Consider the following 26828-nt stretch of genomic DNA (forward strand, 5'->3'; position numbering starts at 1 on the left):
ACGGTTTACTTTTCTGCCGCCAAGTATAAACGACGGGCACGTAACCAATCATAACAGGCGTTAAAAATAACGGTATACGGCAGAAAGAAGAGGAAGAACCCTATCTCAACCATCAGCGCTTCAAATAAAGACACCTGTAACATCCACGCCGCAATCGGTAAACCGATCAGAATAAAACCACTTTCAAACCCCAGCGCATGGCAGACGCGAACTTTAAAACTGCGGGGCTGCCCTGGCGGAAAAAACCGGTCAAAGCCTGTGTTATAAATCATATTCCATAACATGGCGACGGTTGACAACATAATGGCCAGCGCCCCCATCTGAAATAACGGTTTATCCATCAGCCAGGCCGCCGTTGGCGCACAAATGGCCAAAGCAATCACTTCGAACGATACCGCGTGGATAATACGCTCACCTAAACTACGATTTTGCTTTTTCATCGAAGACTCCAGTTCACTTATGGCGATTATTATCATCGCAATAAGTGATAATATAAAGTTAACATCCATCGATAAAAGCGATAGGTTATGAATTACTCTCCGGAATCACTGGAAGCATTTTTGTATGTGGTCGAATCAGGTTCATTTTCGGCAGCCGCACGTAAACTGAAAAAAAGTCAGTCAACAATCAGTTCCGCAATCGCTAATCTGGAGGCCGATCTGGGCGTTGAGCTGTTTGATCGTAGCAGTCGTCACCCGAGGATAACCCCTCAAGGCATAGGTGTTTTACCCTATGTAAAGGCTATTTTTGCTGCCAGCGAGCGATTGGATGAATTTGCTGTCAGGCTGACCGACAATATTGAACCCCATCTGAGCTTTGTTCTGTCCGATCTCTGGCAAACCAGCCATCATGAGTCAATTTTACAGCAGTTTTCCGATCGTTATCCGGATATCGAATTTGAGTGCATTATTGCCGAAGATGATGACGTTATCGACTCCATTCAGTCCGGACGCGCCCATGTTGGTGTTTTGCGGGTGCAAAAAAATTATCCGACTAATATCTCTACGGCTCGTCTGCAAGTGGGCACTGAAATGGCGATTTTTATCCATCACCGTCACCCCCTGGCACACCAGAAAGAGCTTGATATCGATGCATTACAAACCGTTCGCCAGTTAGTGTTGAAGACCTATGTACGCCCGGATAATGTGTTATCCACCGGTCCTGTCTGGTCATCACCCTCTCTGTTGATGTTACTGGAAATGGCAGAGCAAGGATTTGGCTGGGGCGTATTACCCCGCTGGCTGGTGCAGCAATTTGGTCATCAGGTATTAAAAGAGCTGTCACTTGAAGGCTGGCCAAAGTTATTTGAAGTCGATGTTGCCTGGTCGAATAAAACTCCTCCGGGGCCTGCGGGTCGCTGGCTTATTGACCAGCTACGATCCCGGCAATAATCCTCATCCTGACAAAAAGGTAAAATAGTCATTGTCAGTTTTATTGCTTCAGGTTATTAATCTTTTTTCTCTTAAGCGGATAATCAACCGATGGATACGTTCACAACCCTGTTCGCTATCGCCGCCACGCTGGCGATAGGCGCAATCAGCCCCGGTCCGAGTTTTGTCTATGTCGCACAAAATGCAGTAGCACGCTCTCGTCATCATGGTCTGGCCACTGCCATGGGCACGGGAACAGGCGCGGCTGCCTTTGCTCTGCTGGCATTACTCGGTCTTCAGGCGTTCTTGCTGGCAGTGCCGGTCGCCTATACTGCACTGAAAATTGTCGGTGGGGTTTATTTGCTCTGGCTGGCATATAAAATCATACGTCACTCACGCGAACCATTGAGCATGGGGAACGTTAGCATGGGTGAAAAAAGCCTGCTGGCGACTTTTCGTGACGGGTTGTTCACTCAGTTAAGTAATCCGAAAACGGCCATCGTCTTTGCCAGTATTTTCACAGCGTTACTGCCACGTGAAATTCCCGCTTATTATTATATTGCGCTACCACTGATCAGTTTCATTATTGATGCTGGCTGGTATTCATTGGTGACCGTGGCGCTTTCTACCGAGCGTTCGCGCAATGTTTATATTCGCTTTAAAACGGCCATAGACAGAGTGGCAGGCAGTGTTATGGCTCTGCTCGGTTTGAAACTTATATTTTCTTCGCGTTAATTCATAAATTGAGGCCACGTTTAGCTTACGCTATTGTGGCCTTTCCCCCGCTAATGAATTCCAAGCTGTCTGGCATACGAAATTTCTTCGTGTAACTCCCGGCTGGTTAACTCCATTAAATCAGCAAACTCCAGCGTTAACTGCTGGAGCTGACTCAAGTACTGAGCGGGGGTGAGTTTAGTGTTTTCTCTTCTTAAGAATTCAATCGCGAGTGTGGAAGGTGTCATTCTGGCGTCCATCATTATCCTCATCATCATTTTGTCACCTTCTCAGTATAGCGCGGCGATTCAGAATCGAACAAAAAACAATCAAATTTAGCGTAACTATTTTACCAGCCCGCGATTTTTAAGCATCGGCTCGCGCAACGGGGCATGTCCGCGCCAGTTCTGGTATAACCACTCCAGGTCTTCACTGTTACCCCGGGATAAAATAGCATCACGAAAACACTGACCATTAGCGCGGGTTAATCCCCCCTGTTCAACAAACCATTGATAACCATCATCCGCCAGCATTTGTGTCCAGATATAGGCGTAATAACCTGCGGCGTAGCCGCCGGCAAAAATATGGGCAAAATAGCTACTCCGGTATCGAGGAGGGGCTACTTTCAGTCCTATATGCTCATCCGCCAGTATGCTTTCTTCTTGCGCAACGATATCTTCAATTCTCTTTGCTGTTCCCAGCGTATGCCAGCGTAAATCAAGCAGGGCAGCTGACAGTAACTCGGTCATATCATAGCCTTTGTTAAACTGTGCTGAACGGAACAGCTGCTCACGCAATGCGTCTGGCATGGGCGCATCATTCTCATAGTGACGCGCATAATGCGCAAAAACTTCCGGCTGACGCGCCCAGTGCTCATTGATTTGTGAAGGGAATTCAACAAAATCACGTGGGGTATGGGTACCTGAAAGGGTTGGATATTGCTGGCTGGCAAATAAACCATGCAGCGTATGGCCAAATTCGTGAAACAGTGTCACGACATCATCCCAGGAAAGTAAGGCAGGTTCACCGGTGACAGGTTTGAGATAATTACACACATTGTAGATAACCGGTGCAGCGCTATGAAGCCGGGACTGTTCGACAAAATTGCCCATCCATGCACCACCAGATTTACTACTACGCGCAAAAAAATCCCCGTAAAATAACGCAAGACCCTGCCCGTCTGCGTCAAAAATCTCCCAGACCCGGACATCCGGATGGTAGACCGGGATATCAAAACGTTCGACAAATTGCAGGCCAAATAACTGACTTGCGGCCCAGAAAACCCCTTTATGGAGCACGTTACCCAGCTCAAAATAGGGTTTGATTTGCACCTCATCCAGCTGATATTTTTCCATTCGGACTTGCCGGGCAAAAAACTGCCAGTCCCATGCTTCCAGTGGATACCCAATGTTCTGTTTATCCATAAGTTGTTGAATATCCCGCTGCTCGCTGATCACTCTCTCTGTCGCTGCCGGTACAATATCACGCATAAACTGCAATGCCGCAGCGGGCGTTTTAGCCATCTGGTCGGCGATTTTCCATGCAGCATAGTTTTCAAAACCGAGTAACGCTGCCTGCTCCGCCCGTAAAGTCACCAGACGGGCAACAATAGACTGCGTATCAAAGGCATCCTTATGCTGGGTTCGGTTCCAGCCTGCAAGGAACAGTTTCTCACGCGAGGCTCTGTGCGTTAACGTTTGCAGCGCGGGCTGCTGGGTAAAATTCAGTAAGGGAATAACCCATTTGCCCTCCTGGCCGATCTCCTTTGCTGCCTGCGCCGCAGTTGCGATTTCGCTCTCAGTAAAACCATCGAGTTGCAGGACATCCTCAACCACCAAAGCAGCAGCTTTATTTGCCGCATGAAGTCGCTGATTGAACTGGCTGGTTAACTGCGCGGCCTCTTTGTTTAATGCCTTGATCCGCGTTTTATCGGCGTCATTCAGCGTTGCCCCTAATAAACTAAAACGTTGCCAGACAACTTCAACCAGCCTCAGAGATTCCTTATCCAGCGCCAGCGTCTGACGTTGCTGGTAAACCTTATCCAAACGCGCAAAAAGACGTTCATTAAGGAAAATCTCATCGTTTAGCTCTGCCAGCTCACTGGAAAACTCCGCCTCTAATCGTTCCAGATACTCATTGGTATCGGCAGCAGACATAGCATAAAAAATATTGTTTACCCGAGTGAGCATCACGCCACTTTGCTCAAGGGCTAAATAGGTGTTATCAAAAGTAGGGTCATCAGAATTATTGGCAATTGCCTCGACCTCAGCCCGTTTAATCCGTTTCCCTTCATCAAAAGCGGGCCGATAATGCGCCTCTTCTAAGGTATCAAAACAAGGTGCCTGGTAAGGCAGTAAACTAACAGTAAACAAAGGGTTTTCAGCGGTCATTGCTCACTCCATAGAAACAGATATCACCAATAATTCGAATGACTTGTCGCGTGACGGGTATAAAAGATTGCCCGAATATATTACCGTGCTAAGGTATTTACATACTATATAAAAGTACAAAGGAAAATGGCGATGATTATATTAGTGACAGGCGCAACGGCAGGGTTTGGTGAGAGTATTACTCGTCGTTTTGTGAATAATGGGCATAAAGTTATTGCTACAGGACGCCGTCAAGAGCGCCTGCAAGAGTTAAAACAAGAATTAGGTGATGCTGTTCTGACCCTGGCCCTTGATGTACGCGATCGGGCTGCAATAGAAAAAGCGCTGGGTGAACTGCCGACAGAGTGGCGTAATATCGATGTCCTGGTCAATAATGCTGGCCTGGCGTTAGGTCTGGAACCCGCACACAAAGCAAGTCTTGATGACTGGGAAACCATGATTGACACAAACAATAAAGGTCTGGTCTATATGACCCATGCTGTGTTGCCAGGCATGGTTGAACGTCATCATGGTCATATTATCAATATTGGCTCTACCGCAGGTCGCTGGCCTTATGCCGGGGGCAACGTTTACGGCGCAACAAAAGCTTTTGTACGCCAGTTCAGCCTTAATTTACGTGCAGATCTGCAAAAAACCCCAGTCCGTGTTACCGATATAGAACCCGGTTTAGTGGGGGGAACAGAGTTCTCTAATGTACGCTTTAAAGGGGATGATGCGAAAGCAGAGCTTGCCTATGAAAATGCTAATGCATTAACTCCGGAAGATGTCACTGAAGCCGTTTGGTGGGTGGCAAATTTACCAAAACACGTCAATATCAATACGCTGGAAATGATGCCGGTGAGTCAGAGTTTTGCCGGGTTAAGTGTCAACCGCGATAGCTGATCCACAAAGCTCTACCGTTCTGAGAGTGGTTCACGCTTGTGACCACTCTCTTTCTTCGGTTTCAACACACTCAATTTTATGAGCGATAAGTATCACCTGCTCCGTAAATCAGGACTTTCCCCAGCCCGCAACAATAATCAACATCCCGCAGCAGGCTATCGCCGCCCCACCCCAGTCATAAACGCTAAGTTTTATGCCTTCGACAAAACGTAGCCATAGCAAAGCGGTAATCACATACACGCCACCGTAAGCAGCATATACCCGCCCGCTGGCGGCAGGATGCAGAGTCAATAACCAGACAAAAAAGACTAAAGAAAGTGCAGCCGGAACCAGAAGCCATGGCGAACCATCGCGTTTTAGCCATAACCAAGGAAGAAAACAGCCAATAATCTCCGCTAAAGCGGTTACAAAAAAAAGCAACGTTGTTTTGATCATAGTGTCAAAATAGTCGGATTATCAGGACTGGATGCGGCTGGCATAGGCGCATCCAGCCTGCAGTGATATAATATTAAGAAGTGTTACACCTTAAAAGGAAACGGTTATGAAGACAAGCCTTCTCAAACCTTTAGCTAACGTCAGTCTGGCTTTGGCCTTAAGCGCTTTCGCACTCACACATGCTGCTCATGCAGAAACCAGCAAACTTATCATTGAGTCCGGTGACAGTGCGCAAAGCAAGCAGCAAGCTGCCATGGAAAAGGAACAATGGAATGATACTCGATCACTGCGTAACAAAGTGAATAGTCGGGTTGAAAAAGATTTCGACAAAGATACCCATGCTGCCGACTTACGCGATAAATGTATGGAAAGCGTCAATCTCAATGTTTACTGGGAACCTAAAACTCAGCGCTGTCTGGATCGCCGTAATGGCCGTGTAGCCAAACCGTAACTCAATAACTCTTTTTGTAACAAGCTCCTGCTAATCGGGAGCTTGTCAAACTCTCAAGGTCTCCAATGCGCAGTGATTTATCCATTAAGCTTCGACCTCTGGAACGTGAAGATTTACGCTTTGTTCATCAACTAGATAATAACGCCAGCGTGATGCGTTATTGGTTTGAAGAACCGTATGAAGCTTTTGTCGAACTATCTGATTTATATGATAAACATATTCATGATCAGAGCGAACGTCGCTTTGTTATCGAATATAATGGTGATAAAGCCGGTTTAGTTGAACTGGTGGAGATAAACCATATACATCGCCGGGCAGAGTTCCAAATCATCATTTCGCCGGAATATCAGGGGAAAGGTCTGGCATCCCGTGCCGCCAGACTGGCGATGGATTATGGCTTCAGCGTTCTTAATCTGAATAAACTGTACCTGATAGTTGATAAAGAAAACGCAAAAGCTGTGCATATCTATAAAAAACTAGGTTTTATCACCGAAGGTGAACTGGTGGATGAGTTTTTTATCAATGGCCAGTACCGAACCACTATCAGAATGTGTATTTTCCAACATCAGTTTCTGGCTCAGCATAAAATACAAGAACATAGCTTGTTGCAACCCACTGCGCAGTAGTTATCGTTTCTTGTAAGTCTAATTAGCAAACGTTTATCAGGTGCGTCGTGAAATCCCGTTATTCTGAACTGAAAGAATGTCAAAAGCACTCATTCAAGTCGGTCGGTGAGCGCAGATAAACAATGCAATATCGACCAGTTGGATGCAGGCCGTATTATTATAAATTGTATCATTATAATATTATTTAAATTCAACACGAACGACTGGATTAAGCACCCTGTCTTTGAAAGATGCCAGTTTGCCCGAAACCACGAGAAACAGAGGTATTGGAAGAAGACAAAAATGTGGAAATATCAAAAAATGTCTGGAATGAAAAAGACTCTACTTGCAGAAAGATATCAGAAAAATACTCATATACATCAGGAGTAGCTATATTTGATACTGTAGTAGATACTCTCCTTGGTATTCACTTCACTGAAAGGAAAAGATGATGAAACATTCTACTTGGTTAGGTATGTTACTCTGCACTGTCGCTACGTCGGCTTTTGCTGTTCCGAATTCTTGCGAGACGGTGAAGGCCAGTATTCAGCAAAAAATCATCAATAACGGTGTTCCGGAATCAGGGTTCTCACTCACTATCGTCCCAAATGATGAAGTAGATCAGTCAGGGGCTAGTACCGTCGTCGGGCATTGTGCTAACGATACCTACAAAATTGTCTATACCCGTTTTAGTGATGCACACTAGTCTGACAGAAACACTCTGATGGATGACTTAATGGCATAACTGGTCATCCACTCAGTTTACGAATATCAGCATTACTCGCCATTCCTTATCGACTGTTTGTAGCTTGCTCAGGCATAAACAGGTGAGTCAGTAAACATCGACAAGTCAATAAAATGCCCTAATTCTTTCTCTTCAGGGCGTGAAAGATAAGGAATCTCACCCAATAAAGGACAAGGAAGCACTTTACTCAATGCTGCGATAATGCTGGCATAATTCGCCATGCAAGGATTAATACGGTTAGCGACCCAACCAACCAGCGGCAGTCCATCATGGATAATAGCCTGGGCCGTAAGCTGGGCATGATTCATGCACCCATCCTGAATGCCCACCACCATCAATACCGGCAATTGTTCTTGTACCACCCACTCTGACAGCGGGTGCAAATCATCCATCAGGCTTCGCCAGCCTGAACAACCTTCCGTCACGACACAGTCAAACTTATGACTCAAATCTGTCAGACCGTTTGATAATAAACTGTAATCCATTCGAGTCGTCGCTTCAGGACTTCCGCCTTCATTTAATACCAAAGGTCCGATCGCTTCAGCAGGTAAAACATGGCTGGAAGCGCTTTGCAACATTGCGATTTCTTTACTTTGGTTGCTCGCCTGTTTACCGGGGCCCTTTCGGGCTACTGGTTTATAACCGACGGCACTTTTTCCGCTGTTAATCAAAGCTTGCAATAACGCACGCGCGACAACGGTTTTTCCAACCCGGGTATTGGTACCCGTTATAAAGAGGCGATTAAGCATGACAATGCTCCCGGCAGTTATATTCGTCACAGAGTGTCACGAAAAATAATTCAATTCCGGAAGTCTAAAAGAAAGACAACAAAGCCAGTTTGAGATAACGCAATGTTTGATGCTTCAAGCCGTTAATTAACCTTGCAACAAACGAACCAATAATGTGCCGTTATACATTGCATCCTTAACCAGCGCTGAACTGACTCGCGTTCCACGATGACTAAGCTGGGTTTTTTCCACAACGATGTGGCGACTATAAGCCGGTAACGACTGTTGCTGCAAACAGTCTCTGATAACTGAATGGAGGATATCAGCAGCCTGATTCAGCGGTGAACCAATGAGGATTTTTTGTGGATTAAATAAATTCACCATAATAGCCAGAATACGCCCGACGTTTTGCCCGACGCCAACGATAATATCTTTAGCCAGCAAATCGCCTTGCAAAGCAGCATCGCAGAGCGAGGTAATCGTCAGAGGCTTATCATGCAGCATAGATGCCATCGACTGGCCCATGCGCTGCTCAGCCAGGCTGAGAATACTTTCCATACTCGCGATTGTTTCCAGGCATCCATGATTACCGCAATAGCACTGTTTACCAAAAGGATCGACTTGGGTATGACCAATTTCGACCAGAGAACTGCTACTGGCATGGAGTAAACGTCCCCCAGTAATGACTCCCGCCCCTACATTTTGATCAATGACGACTTGAATCACATCACTGACACCACGGGAGGCGCCAAAAAGTCCCTCAGCCATTGTCCAGGCACTAATATCATGCTGAATAAAGACGGGAACACCAATTCGGTTTGATAACACCTCACCCAACGGCATATCGATAACATCATAAAATGGCATACGGTGTACGATACCGCGGACGGTATCGATAATACCGGGCAACGTGATAGCGATTGCAGTAAGACGTTCAAGTTTATGTTGATGACGAACAAAAAATTGATCAACATGCTCCTGAATTCGTAACAGTAAAGGCTGAGGATGTTCAAGTTCCAGCGCCACACTGTCTTCTACCACCTCTCGTCCACTTAAATCACGTAATGCCAGCCATAACTCACCACGAGTGATGCGTAACGCTAAAAAATGCCAGGCTTCAGTATCTAAAATTAACCCGATAGCAGGACGCCCTCGTCCACCGGGATCCTGGATCTCCGTTTCCTGAACCAAATGGGCTTCGAGCATTTCTCGCACAATCTTAGTAATGCTGGCCGGCGCCAGTTGTGCCAGTCGAGAGAGATCAATACGCGACACCGGACCATGGGTATCTATCAGGCGGTAAACGACACCTGCATTCATCTGTTTTATCTGGTCAATATGGCCCGGTTGACTATCAACAACCACGTAATTCTCCCTTTATTTTCGCGCTGCGAAATAAATTTTTGTCTATGGTGAAACACTTCTTATAGAGACGTCAAATATTTGCACCATATTGTGATATGGCGCACATAATCCGGGTTTAATCAGTACTTTGCAAGTGGGCAGATGATGCGGTTAATAAAGCAATTATTTTCTTTGCCGGTTGCGATAATTCACGATGCTTTGACCAAACTAACCATAGCTCTGAACGGGCGTCAGGCTCATCAACGGACAACCAAACGACATCGCTCAATCTGACGCGTTGAAAAGACGACGGTAAAAGAGAAACCCCAAGACCTGCGGAGACCAGACTAATAATCGTCATTGCCTCTCCCACTTCTTGAGTAATATAAGGGGTAATTTGATGACGTTTTAACAATCCAAGAATATCTTCATATAACCCGGTCCCCACCTGTGAATCAAAAAATACAAAGGGTTCTTGCGCTAACTGCGTCAATGACACTGACGCTGCTCCAGCCAGGGGATGTAATCGATGAACCAGGGCGAGTAACGGCTCACGTAATATGACGCGGTATTCCAGGCTATCCGGCAATTTAGTATTACGCATTAATCCGAATTCCAATCCCCCCTCAGTCAGAGGAGGGATCTGTTCACGTGTGTTCATTTCCCGCATTTGAATATGAACATCCGGATAACGGTGGCGAAAAGTCGACAGACTGTCAAAAACAGACTTGATAAACGGAGCCGAGGAGGTAAACCCCATTTTCAACTCTCCCGTCTGTCCCTGATGTAAACGTGCAGCTCGTAGTGCTGCATCATCCACCTGGCTTAGGATCAGCCGGGCATCCAGCAGAAACTGCTGTCCCGCAGGGGTTAATGCGACACTGCGATTCGTTCGCGAAAGTAATCGCGCACCTATTTGAGTTTCCAGCTGTTGGATCTGCTGACTTAGGGGCGGTTGGGATATCCGTAAGCGCTCAGCGGCATGCCCGAAATGCAGTTCTTCAGCCACGGCAACAAAATACCTGAGATGACGCAATTCTATATTCATACTTTTAAAGTATCATTTGAGATTATTAATATATTAGACAGAATACTGGCAGTTTTCTACCCTGAAGTGACTGATATGCTTGCCGCTAGAAAAGTTTAGCTCCAGCAGTAACTGAAATTATGATGAGTCTGTTTTACTCTAAGGATCTATTGTGCATTCCACTTCTGACATCAACTTGGCCAACGGAGAAAGAATTGATGTAGACAGCCCCGCCCGGACAACGGAATTTATTAAACGTGGTTCGCCGTCCTTTACCCGTGTGACTTTGGCGCTTTTTTCCGCCGGTCTGGCAACATTTGCGCTTCTCTACTGTATTCAACCTATCCTGCCATTGCTCTCTGATGAGTTCCATGTCTCCCCTGCCGGAAGTAGTCTGTCACTGTCTATCTCAACGGGAATGCTGGCATTAGGTTTACTCTTTACCGGCCCATTATCTGATGCGATTGGCCGAAAAAAAGTCATGGTCACCGCTCTGTTACTGGCGTCCTGTTGTACCCTGCTATCAACCCTGATGAGCAGCTGGCACGGGATCCTCATAATGCGCGCTCTGACGGGACTCTCGTTAAGTGGTGTCGCGGCTGTCGGTATGACTTATCTGAGTGAAGAGATGCATCCCAGTGTCGTTGCTTTCTCTATGGGGCTGTATATTAGCGGTAACTCCATCGGCGGTATGAGCGGGCGTTTATTAAGCGGTGTCGTGAGTGATTTTTTTAACTGGCGTGTGGCCGTTGCTGTGATTGGTTGTTTTGCCCTCGCGTCTGCCTTAATGTTCTGGCGCATCTTACCTGAATCACGTCATTTCCGGCCGATAAAACTGCGGCCCAAATCATTGCTGATCAACTTTCATCTTCATTTTCGCGATAGCGGTTTACCCCTGCTATTTGTCGAAGGTTTTTTACTGATGGGTTCCTTCGTTACGCTGTTTAACTATATTGGTTATCGTTTAATGTCATCTCCCTGGGGACTGAGCCAGGCTATCGTTGGTTTACTGTCACTGGTCTATCTGACCGGTGTCTGGAGTTCGCCTAAAGCCGGTATCATGGCCGAGAAGTATGGTCGAGGCCCGGTAATGACAGGTGGAATCCTGATAATGGGCTTGGGACTGGCACTCACTCTTTCTTCTACGCTTGCCCTGATATTTATTGGTATGACGCTGTTCTCTGCAGGTTTCTTTGCTGCTCATTCAGTGGCAAGTAGCTGGATAGGCGTACGGGCCAGGCGCGCAAAAGGCCAGGCCTCATCACTTTATCTCTTCTGTTACTATTTGGGATCCAGTGTGGCAGGGTCGTTAGGCGGTATTTTCTGGCATCAGTACGGCTGGGCGGGAATTGTCGGATTTATAGGTTTGTTACTCTGTGGCGCAGTGGCTGTCGGTTGTCGACTCCATCAGCGGACACATTAATCCGACACAGCCTCGTTTTCGGCGCGACTTAATGTTATTTTCGTGCGCATAAACTCCCGTCCACGAGGCTCTATGGAAAAGCAACACTACACTGATTTGAGTCGTATCTTCTTACGTTTGTCGCGTTTTGATCACCTCAATGCCATTGCCAGCTGGGATATGGCAACTATGATGCCTGCCAATGGCAGTCAGGCACGCGGAGAAGCGTTGGCTGAGTTAAGTGTGTTACGTCACCAAATTCTCAGCGATAAAAAAATAGCACGCTTGATACGAGATGCAGAGCAAGAAGATCTCAATGATATTGAACGTGCAAATCTCAATGAAATCACTCGTCAGTATCAAAATGCTATTTTGCTACCTGACAGTTTGGTGGAAGAAAAATCGTTGGTAGGTTCACGTTGTGAACATGGCTGGCGCACTCAACGTCCGGAAAACAACTGGACGGACTTTGCCGCGAATCTGAAAGAAGTGGTGCGCGTAAGTCGCGAAGAAGCCCGCTTACGGGGCGATGCCCAGGGAATATCACCTTACGATGCGCTCCTGGATATCTACGAACCCGGTATGACGAGTGAGAAACTCGATGGCCTGTTTGGCTCGCTGCGTAGCTGGTTACCTGATTTGCTGCAAACGGTGATATCCCGACAAGCAGAAGAGTCCGTCATCACTCCTGTCGGACCTTTTACCACCGAAAAACAGCGCCAGTTGGGTCTGGATATCATGGATATGCTGGGCTTTGATTTTGCTGGCGGCCGTCTTGATGTCAGTGCTCATCCATTCTGTGGCGGTGTCCCGGAAGATGTTCGTATCACCACTCGCTACAACGAAGATGAATTATTCAGTGCTCTTTACGGTGTTATTCATGAAACAGGCCATGCGCGTTATGAGCAAAACCTGCCTCGAACCTGGCCGGGTCAGCCAGTTGCCCTTGCCCGCTCGATGGCGATTCATGAATCGCAAAGTTTATTTTTTGAGATGCAACTCGCCCGCAGTACATCATTCCAGCAGCAGTTATTGCCAAAAGTCATCGCACACTTTGGCCCACAGCCCGCTTTTGAACTGAGCAACCTGGTTAAATTAAGCCAGCGTGTCAAACGTGGTTTTATTCGCGTCGATGCTGATGAAATAAGTTATCCGGCACATGTTGTGCTGCGTTATGAGATTGAGCGAGCATTGATATCAGGTGAGATAGAAGTCGATGACATTCCTGCCCTGTGGGATGAGAAAATGCAGCAATGGCTCGGTCTGTCTACTGCCGGAAATTACCGCAATGGCTGCATGCAGGATATCCATTGGACTGACGGTGCCTTTGGTTATTTTCCGTCCTACACCTTAGGGGCTATGTATGCCGCTCAGTTATTTGCCGCAGCCCGTCGTGCTTTGCCACAGCTTGACGACCAGATAGCCAGCGGTGATTTCAACCCTCTGTTTACTTGGCTTGAACAAAACATCTGGCGACATGGCAGCCGCTTTAGTACTTCCCAGCTGATCGCCAATGCGACAGGTGAAGATCTTAACCCTCTGTATTTCCGCAATCATTTAGAATCTCGCTACCTCTGATAGTCACAACGTCAGGTATCTTGCCCGACGTTGTACATTCGGTTACACGCCGATACCAATCACTCACTGAAGCTTTGCATTCATAAGTCTATAGTGCATTTCAACGGCCCCACACTGGGACTGAACGCAAACAAATATCGAGGGTATCGAGATGAAAAAAGTATTAGCTCTGGTTGTTGCCGCTGCAATGGGTCTGTCTTCTGCTGCTTTTGCAGCTGATACTACAGCGACAACAGGTGCGACCACTACGGCAACTACACCTGCCAAAACAGCGCATCATGTAAAACATCACAGTGCTCCGGCAGCACAAAAGGCGCAGGCAGCTAAACACAAGAAAGAGAGCAAACCTGCTGCAGAACAAAAAGCACAGGCGGCTAAAAAACATCATAAAGCTTCAGCAAAAGCACCCGCGCAACCCGCAGCATAAGAAAATAGCCGCATAACAGGGACGTGTGCGAACACAAAAATACCCGGTAATACCGGGTATTTTTGGAGACTGATACATGTTTCGACGCTATCGCTTTGAGTTTATTTTGGCCCTGCTTATTACCTGTGGCCTAATCGCCTTCATTTTCTGGTTTCGTTAATCTGAGCAGCAATATTGTTTTAGCTTTTGTCGGCTCCAGTTTTACCCGCTAGAATAATTAAAAGCCATTGTTTTCAGAGAGTGTTATGCGAAAAAGTCGGGGCTATTTTTGGAGCACAATCTGCCTGGTATCCCATCTAGGTACAGCCAATGCTGTCAACAGTGACGCAGAAACAAAGACGCTGTTTTTTGGGAAGGATAACCGTGATCCCGTTACTCAGACCACCAGTGCGCCCTGGGATGCTATCGGCCAACTGGAAACAGCCAGTGGCAACTTATGCACCGCAACACTGATTGCACCCCATCTGGCTTTAACGGCTGGGCACTGCCTGCTTGAGGCCCCGGAAGGTAAATATGATGCACCGGTTGTGCTACGTTTTATTTCACACAAAAACCAGTGGCGCTATGAAATCCGTATCATTGAAGGCCGGGTTGATAACCGTCTGGCTCATCGTTTAAAAGCCGATGGCGATGGCTGGATTGTTCCCTCCCGTGCGGCCCCCTCTGATTTCGGATTAATTGTGCTGCACAATGCACCGCAAGGCATTACGCCCGTTCCCCTGTTTTCAGGAAACAGGCAAGCCTTGAATAAGGCTTTAACAGCAGCAGGTAGCAAAGTCACACAAGCGGGTTATCCGGAAGATCACTTAGATGCTTTATATGCTCATAGGGACTGTTTGATAACAGGTTGGTCACAGACATCGGTTTTCTCCCATCAGTGCAATACCTTACCGGGTGATAGCGGATCGCCATTGATGCTGAAAACACCAGATGGCTGGCAAATTATTGCGATACAAAGTTCAGCCCCTGCTGCCAAAGACCGCTATCTTGCCGATAATCGAGCGATTGCGGTCACTGGTTTTCGTGACAAACTGACGGCATTGGTTCAGTGATAATTACGCTATTTTTGTCTGAGAGATAACGCAATTCAGAATCTCAGACTAAAAATACAGTGATTTCAATCACAAATTTCGCCTGGTAAATCGCTCAAGTTACCGCTCATTGCTCCTGATAACCGCTTATTCTTCTCTGTAACCGCTTAGCAAGTTTCCCCCTTCAGATGAGCTGAATTTGGCATGCTAATGCCACAAAACAGGTCCCCTCTCTCACAGCATTCCGATAACTCAAATCAGAGAAGAGGGCTTTTTTAGTCTGAAATCAACCAGGTCAACCATGAATAAAAAAACATTATTCAAACATATACCATGGATAATTATCGCAATTCTGGGTGCTTGCTGTCTGGGTGTTGTTGCCCTCAGACGCGGTGAGCATATCAGTGCATTGTGGATAATTGTCGCATCTGTATCTGTCTATATCGTGGCATATCGCTATTACAGCCTGTATATCGCCCAAAAAGTCATGAAGCTTGATCCTACGCGCGCAACGCCGGCGGTCATTAATAACGATGGTCTGAACTATGTCCCGACTAATCGTAACGTGTTATTCGGTCACCACTTTGCTGCCATTGCTGGCGCAGGCCCACTCGTTGGTCCGGTGCTTGCCGCACAGATGGGTTACCTGCCAGGCGTACTCTGGTTACTGGCTGGTGTGGTTCTGGCGGGTGCGGTACAGGATTTTATGGTGTTATTCATCTCTTCTCGCCGTAATGGAGCTTCGCTGGGCGAAATCATTAAAGAAGAGATGGGCACTGTCCCGGGTACCATTGCCCTGTTTGGTTGTTTCCTTATCATGATTATTATTCTGGCGGTGCTGGCACTCATCGTGGTTAAAGCCTTGGCGGAAAGTCCATGGGGGGTATTTACTGTTTGTTCCACTGTGCCGATTGCCCTCTTTATGGGGATTTATATGCGCTATCTGCGGCCGGGACGAATCGGTGAAGTTTCGGTTATTGGCATTGTGTTACTGGTAGCTTCTATCTGGTTCGGCGGCGTTATTGCCCATGACCCATACTGGGGCCCTGCTCTGACCTTTAAAGATACCACCATCACCTTCACCTTAATTGGCTATGCTTTTGTTTCTGCACTATTGCCGGTATGGCTGATTCTTGCTCCACGTGATTATCTGGCTACTTTCCTGAAAATCGGCGTTATCGTCGGTCTGGCAATTGGTATTGTGATTCTGAACCCAGAATTAAAAATGCCAGCCCTGACTCAGTATGTTGATGGTAGCGGCCCATTATGGAAAGGTGCCCTGTTCCCGTTCCTGTTTATTACTATTGCTTGTGGTGCGGTTTCTGGCTTCCATGCCCTGATTGCCTCCGGGACCACACCGAAACTGCTGGCCTGTGAAACTGATGCCCGCTTTATTGGCTACGGTGCCATGTTGATGGAGTCCTTTGTCGCTATTATGGCCTTAGTTGCTGCATCTATCATTGAGCCGGGTCTCTATTTCGCGATGAACACGCCTCCTGCTGGTCTGGGTATTACCATGCCTAACCTGCATGAACTGGGCGGTGAAAATGCACCAATGATCCTCGCACAGTTAAAAGATGTCACCGTTCATGCTGCAGCGACTGTCAGCTCCTGGGGCTTTGTTATTTCGCCTGAGCAGATCCTGCAAACAGCGAAAGACATTGGTGAACCTTCTGTCCTGAACCGTGCCGGTGGCGCGCCCACCCTGGCTGTTGGTATTGCACACGTCTTCCATCAGATTATGCCGCTGGCTGATATGGGCTTCTGGTATCACTTCGGTATTCTGTTTGAAGCACTGTTTATTCTGACCGCGCTGGATGCAGGAACCCGTTCCGGCCGCTTTATGCTGCAAGACTTACTGGGCAACTTCGTTCCCTTCCTGAAAAAAACGGATTCATGGATTGCTGGCGTTATTGGCACTGCAGGTTGTGTCGGTCTGTGGGGTTATCTGCTGTATCAAGGTGTGGTTGATCCACTGGGTGGCGTTAAGAGCCTGTGGCCACTGTTTGGTATCTCAAACCAGATGCTGGCAGCCGTCGCACTTATCCTGGCAACGGTAGTTCTGGTGAAAATGAAACGTACTCAGTACGTCTGGGTAACCTTAACCCCTGCTATCTGGCTGCTCCTTTGCACTACCTGGGCACTGGCACTGAAACTGTTCAGCAACAATGAGAAAATGGAAGGCTTCTTCTACATGGCCAACCAGTATAACGAGAAGATTGCCAATGCTGGCGCAGAAGCGACAGCCGCTCAGTTAGCAGACATGAAGCATATTGTGATTAACAACTACACTAACGCCGGTTTGAGTATTCTCTTCCTGTTTGTGGTGTACAGCATCATCTTCTATGGCATTCGTACTTATCTGAAAGCACGAAACACGGACAAGCCAACGGATACCGAAACGCCATATGTACCGGTGCCGAAAGAAGGGATTAAAATCTCCTCTGGTCACTAACCCCCACATTATAACGTCCAAAAATGCGCTGAGAGATCCTCATAAATCAGCGCTAACAAACCAGTGCCCTACTCTTAAAGGTATTGGTGACATGATTAAGAATAGTGTTCATCACTGTTCATTTTAAAATTAGCGGAGTATGTCGCAAGATATACTCCACTAATGTCTCAACAATAAAATAGCGTCCACTGATTTAATATCACTAACCTAACCTTATATCGTAAATTTAATTTCTTATTTTCAACACCATAGATAATGAATTATCAATCTATTGTACTCAGTGTTGCCAGCAGACCAAATATCAATATCAGAACAATGAAAAATAGTACATCCTTAAAAATAGGATGATAAAAATGTCGGACGACGAAATACATCAGATAATTAATTATGCTTTAGATCATTATTGACAGCCAATGGAGATGCAGGGGAAGCAACAACCCATTGTTTAGTTGGGCTACCCAGCACAATCAACTCACTTGTTCCTGATAAAGTATATGCTTCATCATATACATATACCTTGGAATCAAATGTCGCATTGGATGTTATATATATAATTCCACCGGCAAGTGGCACTTCATCTGGAATGTAAATGTTCGGAGGCCAATGTCCGTTGTATACCTTAATATGAATATAGCTATTTTTTACTAACGCTTCTCTCAGTTGCTCTTTGGTTACATCTTCACGGTTCTCATATTCCAGCTCTACAAAGTACTCATTGACAGCATTCATAATTCACCTCTTTTTTTTAAAATTAACACATATAATTCAACTGACTATGAAGACTTTCTCTCGTCACAGCCTGTCTGGTGCCGCCATAATCCTGAAGACGAAAAGAACATTAATACTCAACGTTGAAATATACACACTCTAATATATTAAATATTATTAAGAATGTGCGTTGGATATTCTTGATAGCGACATCAACACAATAAACAGATACTTTTTCCAATCAATACACTTTTAAACGAAATACGATCGAGATGAAGTTACACAAGAGACAATTAAGCATGTGACATTTTTTTTGGGATGTTTACCCCATCATAAAACCTTGTTCAACAGTTCGGCCGCTCAGATTACCACCGGGTCAGGAAAATGAAGGTGGATAAATATCTTATTTCTACCCCATGCTTTTTGTCGCAAGCTACTTTTAATATTTTTTACAATGAACAAAGCAGGAAAAGATAAAAATTCCGGAAGTCACAGCCGTAAGCGTTCAGAACTTTGAGTGAAGCAAGGGATATTACAGAGTGACTTTCATATACCTTTCAGCAATGAGGGACGGGATTAACAGTAAATCCTGCTATGGTATACCAGAAAAGAGAACCCCAAAAAATGCCGTTACTTAACGCACGATGTTCAATACCATCCAGACAGGTCTGTGATATCCTGTAAAAATTATTTCCGCGAACATTATTGGTAATGATAGTGACGAGGGAATATGTTGTTACTAAAAGGAATAATCTCATGACCCCGATTGCGGTAACCGTACTAACCGGTTTTCTTGGTGCAGGAAAAACCACCCTGTTACGACATATTCTCCATACACAGCAAGACTACAAAATTGCTGTTATTGAGAATGAATTTGGTGAAACGCCTATTGATAATCAGCTTATTGGTGAGCGTGCAACTCGTATTACCACCCTGACGAATGGCTGTATCTGTTGCACCCGCTCTGGTGAGCTGGAAGCAGCGCTGCTTGATTTACTCGACAGTCTGGACAAAGGTGAAGTACAGTTTGACAGGCTGATGATTGAATGTACTGGTATGGCCGATCCCGGCCCTATTTTGCAGGCGTTTTTTGCCCATGAAGTTATCTGCGAAAGGTATCTGTTAGATGGCGTTATTACCCTGGTCGATGCGGTTCATGCTATGTCGCAGCTGGATAAATTTCCGCTAGCCCAGTCGCAAATTGGCTATGCCGATCGTATTCTGCTGACAAAAACCGATGTCGCTGCTGATACCACGGCTTTAACTGAGCGCCTGCAACGTATTAATGCCAGAGCCCCAATATATACCATGGTCCAGGGGAATATTGACCCTCAGCTACTGTTTAATACCCGCGGTTTTATGCTGGAAGAAGATATTATTCCGGCCAAACCGCTGTTTCATCGCATTGCGCCTTCACATAACACCGTTTCTTCCATCGTAGTAGAATTTGACTATCCCGTAGCGCTGGGTGCTATTTCTGCGGTGATGGAAGAGCTACTGCTCAGTTTTGCCGATAATCTGATGCGTTATAAAGGCATGCTCTGGATAGAAGATCAGCCCGCTCGTTTGTTGTTCCAGGGCGTTCAGCGCCTCTATAGCGCAGATTGGGACAGACCCTGGCAGTCAGATGAAACACCACACAGTGTGATGGTGTTTATTGGCCAGGCGCTACCAGAGGAGGAGATTCGCGCTGCTTTTGACCGTCTGCGTCCGGCCTGATCCGCGGCACGATCTATAACCCTACCGTCTCTTTCAACGTTTTCAAATAGCGACGACTGACCGGAACAATTTGACCATCGCGCAGTAACAGTTCCGCCTGATCTTCCAGGCGGATCTCTTTCAGGTAATTCATATTGACCAGATACTGCCGGTGACAACGTAACAAAGAAGTGCGTGTTTCCAGCGTTCGTAGGGTTAGCTCGGTAAAACTTTCCTGTCCGTCCTTGTTGGTAACATACACACCGCCTATCCGGCTGCTGACAAAAGCAACATCTTCCAGCTGTAACAACCAGATTCGATTACTGCTGATACAAGGAATAAACTTCAGTGGTTGCTGATACTGTGAAAGCTGGGTGATATCTTGAGTTTGCTGGCCTATGCGTAACCTTTCCAGCGTTTTCTGTAACCTGGCTGGCTGAATAGGTTTGAGTAAATAGTCAAAGGCGCATTGTTCAAAGGCTTGTAACGCGTACTCTTCAAAAGCAGTAAGAAAAACAATATGAGGCCGATGCTGCCTGTCAAGCATGCCCACCATTTCCAGACCGCTAATTCTTGGCATTTGAATATCAAGAAAGACAATATCGGGGCGAATTTTATGGATCATGCCGATAGCCTCAATAGCATTGGCACACTCACCGACTATCTCTATATCACTTTCATCCTGCAATTGTAGACGTAAATTTTCCAGCGCCAGTGGCTCATCGTCAACGAGTAACACTCTTAACATGCAGTTTCTCCAGTCGGTAGATGTAGCGTCACTCGGGTAAAATAGTCAGGATCACAACTGACAGAAATACCGTAGTCGTCGCCAAAACGGGCTCGCAAACGCTTATCCACTAAACTCATTCCTAATCCTCCCTCTGAATTCGTGCAGGTATTGCTACCACTCTGCTGGTAAAGCCCGGCATTATCCTCCACTTCAATAATGACACCATCATGTTGTCGATAAGCACGGATAACAATATTACCCTTACTTAATAACTGGGATGTTCCGTGTTTAATCGCATTCTCCACTAATGGTTGCAGGGTAAAAGCAGGGAGTTTCTGAAAATAGAATTCATCCGGAACCTGTAAATCAACCTTAAGCTGGGTCGGGAAGCGGGCGAGTTCAATTTGCAGATAAGCATTGACATGTTCAAGTTCTTCCGCGAGCGTCACAATTTCTGCTGAACGCTTGAGGTTCTTACGGAAAAAGGTCGAAAGGTACTGTACTAACTGCCCTGCTTTATCGCTATCTTTACGAATGACCGCCAGTAAGGTATTCAGGGCATTAAATAAGAAATGCGGGTTGACTTGAGCATGTAATAACTTAATTTCTGACTGCGCTAACAGGGCTTTTTGCCTCTCAAATTTCCCGGCCAGGATTTGGGCCGATAATAGCTGGGCAATACCTTCCCCTAACGTACGGTTGATTGAGCTAAATAGCCGGTTACGCACTTCATAGAGTTTGATAGTACCAATCACACGACTATTTTCCCCTCGTAAAGGGATAACCAGAGTTGAGCCTAACTTACAGTTGGCATGCAGTGAACAACGATAAGGTAGTTCATTGCCATCGGCATAGACGACCTCGTCATTTTCAATTGCCCGCCAGGTATATTGCGAATTGATAGAGCGCCCGGCTAAATGATGATCTTCACCAATACCCGTAAAGGCCAACAATTTTTCTCTGTCGGTGATCGCCACCGCGCCAATATCAAGCTCTTTTAACAGTACCTGAGCTACTTTCATACTGTTCTCTTCATTAAAACCCTGGCGTAGTATCCCTTCAGTTGAAGCCGCTACTTTTAATGCTGTTGCTGAGAATGCCGAGGTATATTTTTCAAACATGGCGCGCTTGTCGAGCAAAATGCGCATAAACATCGCCGCCCCGACGGTATTGGTTACGATCATCGGCGCAGCAATATTACTGACCAGATTGACGGCACTATCGAAAGGACGGGCAATCAGAACGATAATCACCATTTGCAGAATTTCCGCGGCGAAGGTCACCGCTCCTGCTACCAGCGGATTAAACAGTTTATCGGTTCGACCGCGCTTAACCAGAATACTGTGTACCAGTCCGCCCATTAATCCCTCAGCAATCGTCGAAACCATACAGCTCAGTGCTGTCATTCCGCCCATGGAATAGCGATGGATACCACCGGTCAACCCGACCAGCCCACCCACAACCGGCCCGCCCAGCAACCCGCTCATAACAGCACCAATAGCCCGCGTATTGGCAATAGAGTCTTCTATATGCAGGCCAAAATAGGTTCCCATAATGCAAAAAATGGAGAAGGTGATGTAACACAACAATTTGTGGGGTAAGCGAACCGTAACCTGTACTAGCGGGATAAATAACCGTGTTTTGCTCATCAACCAGGCAATCACCAAAAACACGCACATTTGCTGTAGCAACAATAAAACTAGATTAAACTCATACATTCTTAGATTTCCGCAACTCAACAAGTCATGCCGGTTATTGAACAAAATGTTGACGCATGGGCTGAACGTGGTGTTAAAGCGCAGGGTCTGACAACATATAATGCAATACAGCATTTATCTGTACTGTCTGAGTGCTTATTGTATTGCAGTTTGCGGTGAGGATACACAGAGATTATGCAGTCCGTTCCCAGTAACAGGCTGAAGTTCCGGGTCTTACACTATTGACTGGCAACAATTTCAGTATCCCCAGAAACAGCGAGCCATAGCTCCCGGGCGATACAGGATGTATAGCGCCGCGAGGGATTCAAATAATAACCGCTGGTTTTAAGCTAGACCGTCTGGGCATCAGCAACCCGCTCCATCTCGCCATCGACAACCACCAGCAGTTCGTTAAATTCCGGATGGTATTCATCAGGGAGCCTCTTTGCACCCATTTTAATCAGTTTAATCGTCGCCGTTCCCACTGCACCGAGCCGACGGGATAGCCATACCTCAAGAAATGCCTGTGCCAGCAAAGATAAGTTACCCGTACTCATAAAGATCCTTAATAGTTATACTGCGCCGGAAGTCGCGTGAATGATTGAAGGTATAACCTGATTATTGACGGGTACAAATTCAGGTTAAAGCTAAACTATGCTGAACGGTGAATAACGCCGAGGTCAAAACCAGACGTGGCTCTTGCCAGGTAATAAAAAGTGGACAGCAGATGTAAAAGACATAGTACTCAAAAAATATTATCCTTCCGGAATATACCCAAAATAATTCGAGCTGCTTGTAGGCGCCCGGTTCTGCCTGTCAATGCGCATAGATAAACTCTGTGATTCGGCGGAAATACTCGAGCGACTTGAAGAATAACGGGTATATGCGCATGCCATTTAAGCGCCACTTTATATATGGAAATAAATCATGAAAAAAAACATTATGGCAGCAACCATTTTATTTATCAGCAGTCATGCTATTGCCGATCTGCAAGTTTTTATCAGCCCACCAACATGGATTATGAGGTCATCTACAACTAAGAATATAGAAGAGTATTTATCTGACATAAAATACAATCAATCATTTATCGCAGATGACGCGATGACAAATGAGATAAAAAAATTCACAAACAGATATAGAGAAGTTTTAAAAAAAAAGATATCTACTAAAATTGACACGAAAAACACAGGGAATGCAAAAACAATATGTGAAATATTAATTGCCACCGCGAAATCCCCTATTCAAGACAAATCACCTCCAGAAATTTTGTTATGGAGGGATGAAGCTGATAATCAGTCAGAACTTTGCATTATTACATCCCAAAAAATACAAACATTATTAGATGAAGATATCTCATTAAAGTATCCCAGAAAGTTAAAAGAAAGAGGTGTGTATGGGATTCGTATGATTTTTGTGTTCGACGGAGAGAAACAATCATCTCAGTCTCTAACCCACTAAAATACGCGCCACTCTCTTCACCTAAAAATCCAGTCTCCTTGAGAATGGCAGTTTATTGCAGTAAATATAATCTTAAGCACGCTAATAGTAAGAAATACTGGTTATCAATTTATCAGATGCGCCGTAAAACCCTGTTCTTCAGGGCGCGGTTTTACGACTAACGCCAGGTATGCTTGGTTCTCCGAAAACAAAGACAGGGGCATGTACTGACGCACTGCTATAACCAGCAATAGATGCCCTGACAGCGCAACAAAAACTAGCAGGCAAACATTCAAGCTCTGAAATCGTTTATCATCATCGCGAGCACTCGCTCATACGGCACGTCAGCAGATACACTTCGTGTTTATGCCAAGGGTCAATAAAGAAGAGCAAAAACCGTATTACTCTTTAAGGAGCCTCGGTGACCGTTGGAATTCTGCTGAAAAACGTGTTGGTATTCGTCGCCGCAATACGTACCATACACGACACACTTTCGCATGCCGGTTTTAGCCGCAGGCGCTAACCCGTCTTTTATTGCTAATCAGATGGGGCATGGAAACGCGCAGATGGTGTGTGAAGTCTATGCCGCATGGACAGAAGAGATGAATCACGAACAGATAAAAATGCTGAATGAGAAGTTGGCATTTTAAAGCGTTTTGTCCCATTTATGCCCCATTTGATACTTGAGTAAATGTTAAATGATTGATAATCAACAAGAAAACAAAAAACAGCAGTATAACCTGAATAAATTACAGAAGCGTCTGCGCCGCAATGTTGGCGAGGCGATTGCTGATTATAACATGATTGAGGAAGGCGACCGCATTATGGTTTGCCTGTCTGGCGGCAAAGATAGCTACACCATGCTGGAGATCCTCCGTAGCCTGCAGAAAAGCGCTCCGATTAATTTTAGCCTGGTGGCAGTTAATCTTGATCAGAAACAGCCCGGTTTTCCGGACCATATTCTGCCAGCCTATCTCGAAAATGAAGGTGTAGAATATAAAATTGTTACTGAGAATACCTACGGCATTGTTAAAGAAAAGATCCCCGAAGGAAAAACAACCTGTTCGCTGTGTTCCCGCTTGCGTCGTGGCATTCTTTATCGTACTGCCACTGAATTAGGCGCGACGAAGATTGCCCTCGGTCATCATCGTGACGACATTGTGCAGACACTGTTTTTAAATATGTTCTATGGCGGCAAAATGAAAGGCATGCCACCGAAGCTCATGAGCGATGACGGTAAACATATCGTTATTCGTCCGTTAGCCTATTGCCGTGAAAAGGATATTGAACGTTTTGCTATTGCCCGTCAGTATCCGATCATTCCTTGCAATCTCTGCGGTTCTCAGCCTAATTTACAGCGCCAGGTGATTGGCGACATGCTGCGAGACTGGGATAAACGCTATCCGGGCCGGATAGAAACCCTGTTTAGTTCAATGCAAAATGTGGTTCCTTCCCATCTCTGTGATACAGAGATGTTTGATTTTAAAGGAATAACAAAGGGTTCTGAAGTGATTGACGGCGGAGATCTAGCGTTTGACAGGGAAGATCTGCCGCTGCAACCCGCTGGCTGGCAGCCCGAGGAAGATACTGACACACCAGTACAACGCCTTGATATTCTGGAAATTAAATAATCTTTCTATCTCTCCCTGTACGGGAGAGATTTTGCCCGGTACAGATAAAAAAAAAGCCGACTGATTAAAGTCGGCATCATCGGAATTAACTGTGCTATGCATTAATTCTTAAGAAGAAAGTAAGACAAATATGGAGCACAACGTCCATCACTAGGTTGACGTTGTATTCACCTGCGAGATGAATTATGTCTGAAGTCCCCATGCTGTTTCTTGATTTTGCTCAAGTTAAGGGTGGTTTACTGAGAACGCAGGTACTCTACACTTTTTAGATCCATTTTCTGCGATACAGCCAACCCGCCACACAACCAATAATCACTACCAGAGCAAGACAGAACACACTGAAAGCAAATTTTCCGTCTGAACCCGGAATACCACCCAGATTGACACCAAAAAGCCCGGTTAAAAAAGTGCTGGGTAAAAAAACCATCGCCATCAAAGACATTGTATAGGTTCGTCTTCCCAATGCCTCTTGCATCAGTTGTGATATTTCATCAGTCATTATCGCAGTACGCGCAATACAGGAGTCAATTTCATCCAGGCCCCTTCTGCCAAGGCGGTCGGCAATATCCTGCATTAAACGACGCTGATCATCACTGAGCCAACTAATACGATCGTTGGCCAGGCGAGCATAAACATCGCGCTGGGGAGCCATATAACGGCGCATCACAATCAGCTGTTTACGCAGTAATGCCAAAGTACCGCGCGGAGGGACTTTTTGATCAAGTAAGTCATCTTCGAGGTCAATGATCGTATCATGCAGATGTTCAACAAAATCACTCGCATGATCGGTTAGTGCATCGCAGACGCTGACCAGCCAACTGCCACTGGATGTCGGACCGCTTCCTGAGGCAAGCTCGCTAATCACGTCATCCAGTGCCAGTATGGTTCGCTGGCAAGTAGTAATGATTAAACGGTCATTCATAAATAATGGCATCGCAACCATCTGCTCAGGCCGTTCTTCAGTGCTACCATTCACACAACGCAGCGTAATCAATGTCCCCTCACCCAGCCGGGATACCCGAGGACGCAGACCTTCACCCGTCAATGCATCGCGTATGTTATCAGGGATAAGGGGAGTCGATGCGAGCCAGTCGGCGCAACTCTGGTGAGTATAGTTAAGATGTAACCAGCAAGGATGTTCACTATCGATGACGCTATCACTGTCGACGGGACGGGCCCCTCCCTTACCATCCAGTTGCCAGGCAAAGATTGCATCCGATACATTGAGGTTACTACCTTTAATGACATCCACTTCCACCTTCCTTATCCATGATATCTCTGTTTACTGTCTGATATTATTTAACCGTAAATCACAAAATGTTCTCCGGCAAGTAAATCCTTAG

The 26828-nt window shown here is 46.0% G+C and carries 26 protein-coding genes and 1 pseudogene; 15 read left to right on the top strand and 12 right to left on the bottom strand.

The window, feature by feature from the left end; all coding sequences use genetic code 11:
• Positions 1-5: 5 nt before the first annotated feature.
• Positions 6-440 (bottom strand): multidrug/biocide efflux PACE transporter, encoded by a 435-nt coding sequence (locus tag Q1A40_RS15335; RefSeq protein WP_300001531.1) that lies wholly within the window; start codon positions 438-440, stop codon positions 6-8.
• Between the two features lie 87 nt (positions 441-527).
• On the opposite strand from Q1A40_RS15335, the gene Q1A40_RS15340 reads away from it, so the two are divergent.
• Positions 528-1391 carry a LysR family transcriptional regulator gene (locus Q1A40_RS15340; protein WP_300001533.1) on the top strand — a complete coding sequence of 288 codons (864 nt, stop codon included), beginning with the start codon at positions 528-530 and terminating at the stop codon, positions 1389-1391.
• Between the two features lie 90 nt (positions 1392-1481).
• The gene (locus Q1A40_RS15345) at positions 1482-2105 is read left to right on the top strand and encodes a LysE family translocator (protein ID WP_300001535.1); all 624 of its coding nucleotides are present in this window, start codon (positions 1482-1484) and stop codon (positions 2103-2105) included.
• Between the two features lie 50 nt (positions 2106-2155).
• Here the strand turns inward: Q1A40_RS15345 and Q1A40_RS15350 are convergent, their stop codons facing one another.
• Both Q1A40_RS15350 and dcp read right to left on the bottom strand, forming a co-directional pair.
• On the bottom strand, positions 2156-2344 hold the full coding sequence (locus tag Q1A40_RS15350) for a YdiH family protein (RefSeq protein ID WP_300001709.1): 189 nt from the start codon (positions 2342-2344) through the stop codon (positions 2156-2158).
• A gap of 84 nt (positions 2345-2428) precedes the next feature.
• Positions 2429-4474, bottom strand: a complete 2046-nt coding sequence (dcp, locus tag Q1A40_RS15355) for a peptidyl-dipeptidase Dcp (RefSeq protein ID WP_300001537.1) — start codon at positions 4472-4474, stop codon at positions 2429-2431.
• Positions 4475-4606: 132 nt separating this feature from the next.
• On the opposite strand from dcp, the gene ydfG reads away from it, so the two are divergent.
• Entirely contained in the window at positions 4607-5356 is a 750-nt protein-coding gene (ydfG, locus tag Q1A40_RS15360) for a bifunctional NADP-dependent 3-hydroxy acid dehydrogenase/3-hydroxypropionate dehydrogenase YdfG (RefSeq protein ID WP_300001539.1), read from the top strand.
• Positions 5357-5464: 108 nt separating this feature from the next.
• Here the strand turns inward: ydfG and Q1A40_RS15365 are convergent, their stop codons facing one another.
• The gene (locus Q1A40_RS15365) at positions 5465-5791 is read right to left on the bottom strand and encodes a YnfA family protein (RefSeq protein WP_300001540.1); all 327 of its coding nucleotides are present in this window, start codon (positions 5789-5791) and stop codon (positions 5465-5467) included.
• 106 nt (positions 5792-5897) lie between these two features.
• On the opposite strand from Q1A40_RS15365, the gene Q1A40_RS15370 reads away from it, so the two are divergent.
• The 3 genes from Q1A40_RS15370 (at position 5898) to Q1A40_RS15380 (ending at position 7553) form a co-directional block, all read left to right on the top strand.
• The gene (locus Q1A40_RS15370; protein ID WP_300001542.1) at positions 5898-6242 is read left to right on the top strand and encodes a DUF1283 family protein; all 345 of its coding nucleotides are present in this window, start codon (positions 5898-5900) and stop codon (positions 6240-6242) included.
• A 65-nt stretch (positions 6243-6307) separates the two neighbouring features.
• Positions 6308-6868 (top strand): spermidine N1-acetyltransferase, encoded by a 561-nt coding sequence (speG, locus tag Q1A40_RS15375; RefSeq protein WP_300001544.1) that lies wholly within the window; start codon positions 6308-6310, stop codon positions 6866-6868.
• A gap of 430 nt (positions 6869-7298) precedes the next feature.
• The gene (locus Q1A40_RS15380; protein ID WP_300001712.1) at positions 7299-7553 is read left to right on the top strand and encodes a DUF1161 domain-containing protein; all 255 of its coding nucleotides are present in this window, start codon (positions 7299-7301) and stop codon (positions 7551-7553) included.
• A 107-nt stretch (positions 7554-7660) separates the two neighbouring features.
• On the opposite strand, the gene bioD is transcribed toward Q1A40_RS15380, so the two are convergent.
• From bioD to Q1A40_RS15395, 3 genes are all read right to left on the bottom strand, one after another.
• Positions 7661-8341, bottom strand: coding sequence for a dethiobiotin synthase (gene bioD, locus Q1A40_RS15385; protein WP_300001545.1), 681 nt, complete (start codon positions 8339-8341; stop codon positions 7661-7663).
• Between the two features lie 126 nt (positions 8342-8467).
• Entirely contained in the window at positions 8468-9685 is a 1218-nt protein-coding gene (locus Q1A40_RS15390) for an ROK family transcriptional regulator (protein ID WP_300001546.1), read from the bottom strand.
• A 115-nt stretch (positions 9686-9800) separates the two neighbouring features.
• On the bottom strand, positions 9801-10712 hold the full coding sequence (locus Q1A40_RS15395) for a LysR substrate-binding domain-containing protein (protein ID WP_300001549.1): 912 nt from the start codon (positions 10710-10712) through the stop codon (positions 9801-9803).
• A 151-nt stretch (positions 10713-10863) separates the two neighbouring features.
• Here Q1A40_RS15395 and Q1A40_RS15400 point away from each other — a divergent pair, with 151 nt between their 5' ends.
• The 5 genes from Q1A40_RS15400 to Q1A40_RS15420 all read left to right on the top strand — a co-directional run bounded on the left by Q1A40_RS15400 (position 10864) and on the right by Q1A40_RS15420 (position 17584).
• Positions 10864-12114 (top strand): MFS transporter, encoded by a 1251-nt coding sequence (locus Q1A40_RS15400; RefSeq protein ID WP_300001551.1) that lies wholly within the window; start codon positions 10864-10866, stop codon positions 12112-12114.
• A 72-nt stretch (positions 12115-12186) separates the two neighbouring features.
• A complete protein-coding gene (locus Q1A40_RS15405) occupies positions 12187-13671 on the top strand; it encodes a carboxypeptidase M32 (protein ID WP_300001554.1) in 1485 nt (494 codons plus the stop codon).
• A 151-nt stretch (positions 13672-13822) separates the two neighbouring features.
• The gene (asr, locus tag Q1A40_RS15410) at positions 13823-14098 is read left to right on the top strand and encodes an acid resistance repetitive basic protein Asr (protein WP_300001555.1); all 276 of its coding nucleotides are present in this window, start codon (positions 13823-13825) and stop codon (positions 14096-14098) included.
• A 245-nt stretch (positions 14099-14343) separates the two neighbouring features.
• Positions 14344-15150, top strand: a complete 807-nt coding sequence (locus Q1A40_RS15415) for a serine protease (RefSeq protein WP_300001557.1) — start codon at positions 14344-14346, stop codon at positions 15148-15150.
• Between the two features lie 280 nt (positions 15151-15430).
• Positions 15431-17584, top strand: a complete 2154-nt coding sequence (locus Q1A40_RS15420) for a carbon starvation CstA family protein (protein WP_300001558.1) — start codon at positions 15431-15433, stop codon at positions 17582-17584.
• A gap of 381 nt (positions 17585-17965) precedes the next feature.
• Here the strand turns inward: Q1A40_RS15420 and Q1A40_RS15425 are convergent, their stop codons facing one another.
• Positions 17966-18313 (bottom strand): hypothetical protein, encoded by a 348-nt coding sequence (locus Q1A40_RS15425; RefSeq protein ID WP_300001560.1) that lies wholly within the window; start codon positions 18311-18313, stop codon positions 17966-17968.
• A gap of 735 nt (positions 18314-19048) precedes the next feature.
• Between Q1A40_RS15425 and yjiA the strand changes: the two genes are divergently transcribed.
• Positions 19049-20011 (top strand): GTPase, encoded by a 963-nt coding sequence (gene yjiA / locus Q1A40_RS15430; protein WP_300001562.1) that lies wholly within the window; start codon positions 19049-19051, stop codon positions 20009-20011.
• A 13-nt stretch (positions 20012-20024) separates the two neighbouring features.
• Here the strand turns inward: yjiA and btsR are convergent, their stop codons facing one another.
• The 3 genes from btsR to Q1A40_RS15445 form a co-directional block, all read right to left on the bottom strand.
• Positions 20025-20738, bottom strand: a complete 714-nt coding sequence (gene btsR, locus Q1A40_RS15435) for a two-component system response regulator BtsR (protein WP_300001564.1) — start codon at positions 20736-20738, stop codon at positions 20025-20027.
• Positions 20732-22438 carry a sensor histidine kinase gene (locus Q1A40_RS15440; protein ID WP_300001566.1) on the bottom strand — a complete coding sequence of 569 codons (1707 nt, stop codon included), beginning with the start codon at positions 22436-22438 and terminating at the stop codon, positions 20732-20734. The genes btsR and Q1A40_RS15440 overlap by 7 nt, the downstream gene beginning before the upstream one ends.
• A gap of 329 nt (positions 22439-22767) precedes the next feature.
• Positions 22768-22974, bottom strand: coding sequence for a hypothetical protein (locus Q1A40_RS15445; RefSeq protein ID WP_300001568.1), 207 nt, complete (start codon positions 22972-22974; stop codon positions 22768-22770).
• Between the two features lie 370 nt (positions 22975-23344).
• On the opposite strand from Q1A40_RS15445, the gene Q1A40_RS15450 reads away from it, so the two are divergent.
• The 3 genes and pseudogenes from Q1A40_RS15450 to ttcA all read left to right on the top strand — a co-directional run bounded on the left by Q1A40_RS15450 (position 23345) and on the right by ttcA (position 25485).
• The gene (locus Q1A40_RS15450; protein WP_300001570.1) at positions 23345-23875 is read left to right on the top strand and encodes a hypothetical protein; all 531 of its coding nucleotides are present in this window, start codon (positions 23345-23347) and stop codon (positions 23873-23875) included.
• Between the two features lie 214 nt (positions 23876-24089).
• Positions 24090-24504 (top strand): annotated as a pseudogene (locus Q1A40_RS23200) (tyrosine-type recombinase/integrase); the annotation flags it as partial.
• A 48-nt stretch (positions 24505-24552) separates the two neighbouring features.
• A complete protein-coding gene (gene ttcA, locus Q1A40_RS15460) occupies positions 24553-25485 on the top strand; it encodes a tRNA 2-thiocytidine(32) synthetase TtcA (RefSeq protein WP_300001575.1) in 933 nt (310 codons plus the stop codon).
• 265 nt (positions 25486-25750) lie between these two features.
• Here the strand turns inward: ttcA and zntB are convergent, their stop codons facing one another.
• Positions 25751-26737 carry a zinc transporter ZntB gene (zntB, locus tag Q1A40_RS15465; RefSeq protein ID WP_300001577.1) on the bottom strand — a complete coding sequence of 329 codons (987 nt, stop codon included), beginning with the start codon at positions 26735-26737 and terminating at the stop codon, positions 25751-25753.
• Positions 26738-26828 lie beyond the last annotated feature (91 nt).

Origin of the sequence: uncultured Cedecea sp. (assembly GCF_947498825.1) — a bacterium.
Lineage (GTDB): Bacteria > Pseudomonadota > Gammaproteobacteria > Enterobacterales > Enterobacteriaceae > JGM124.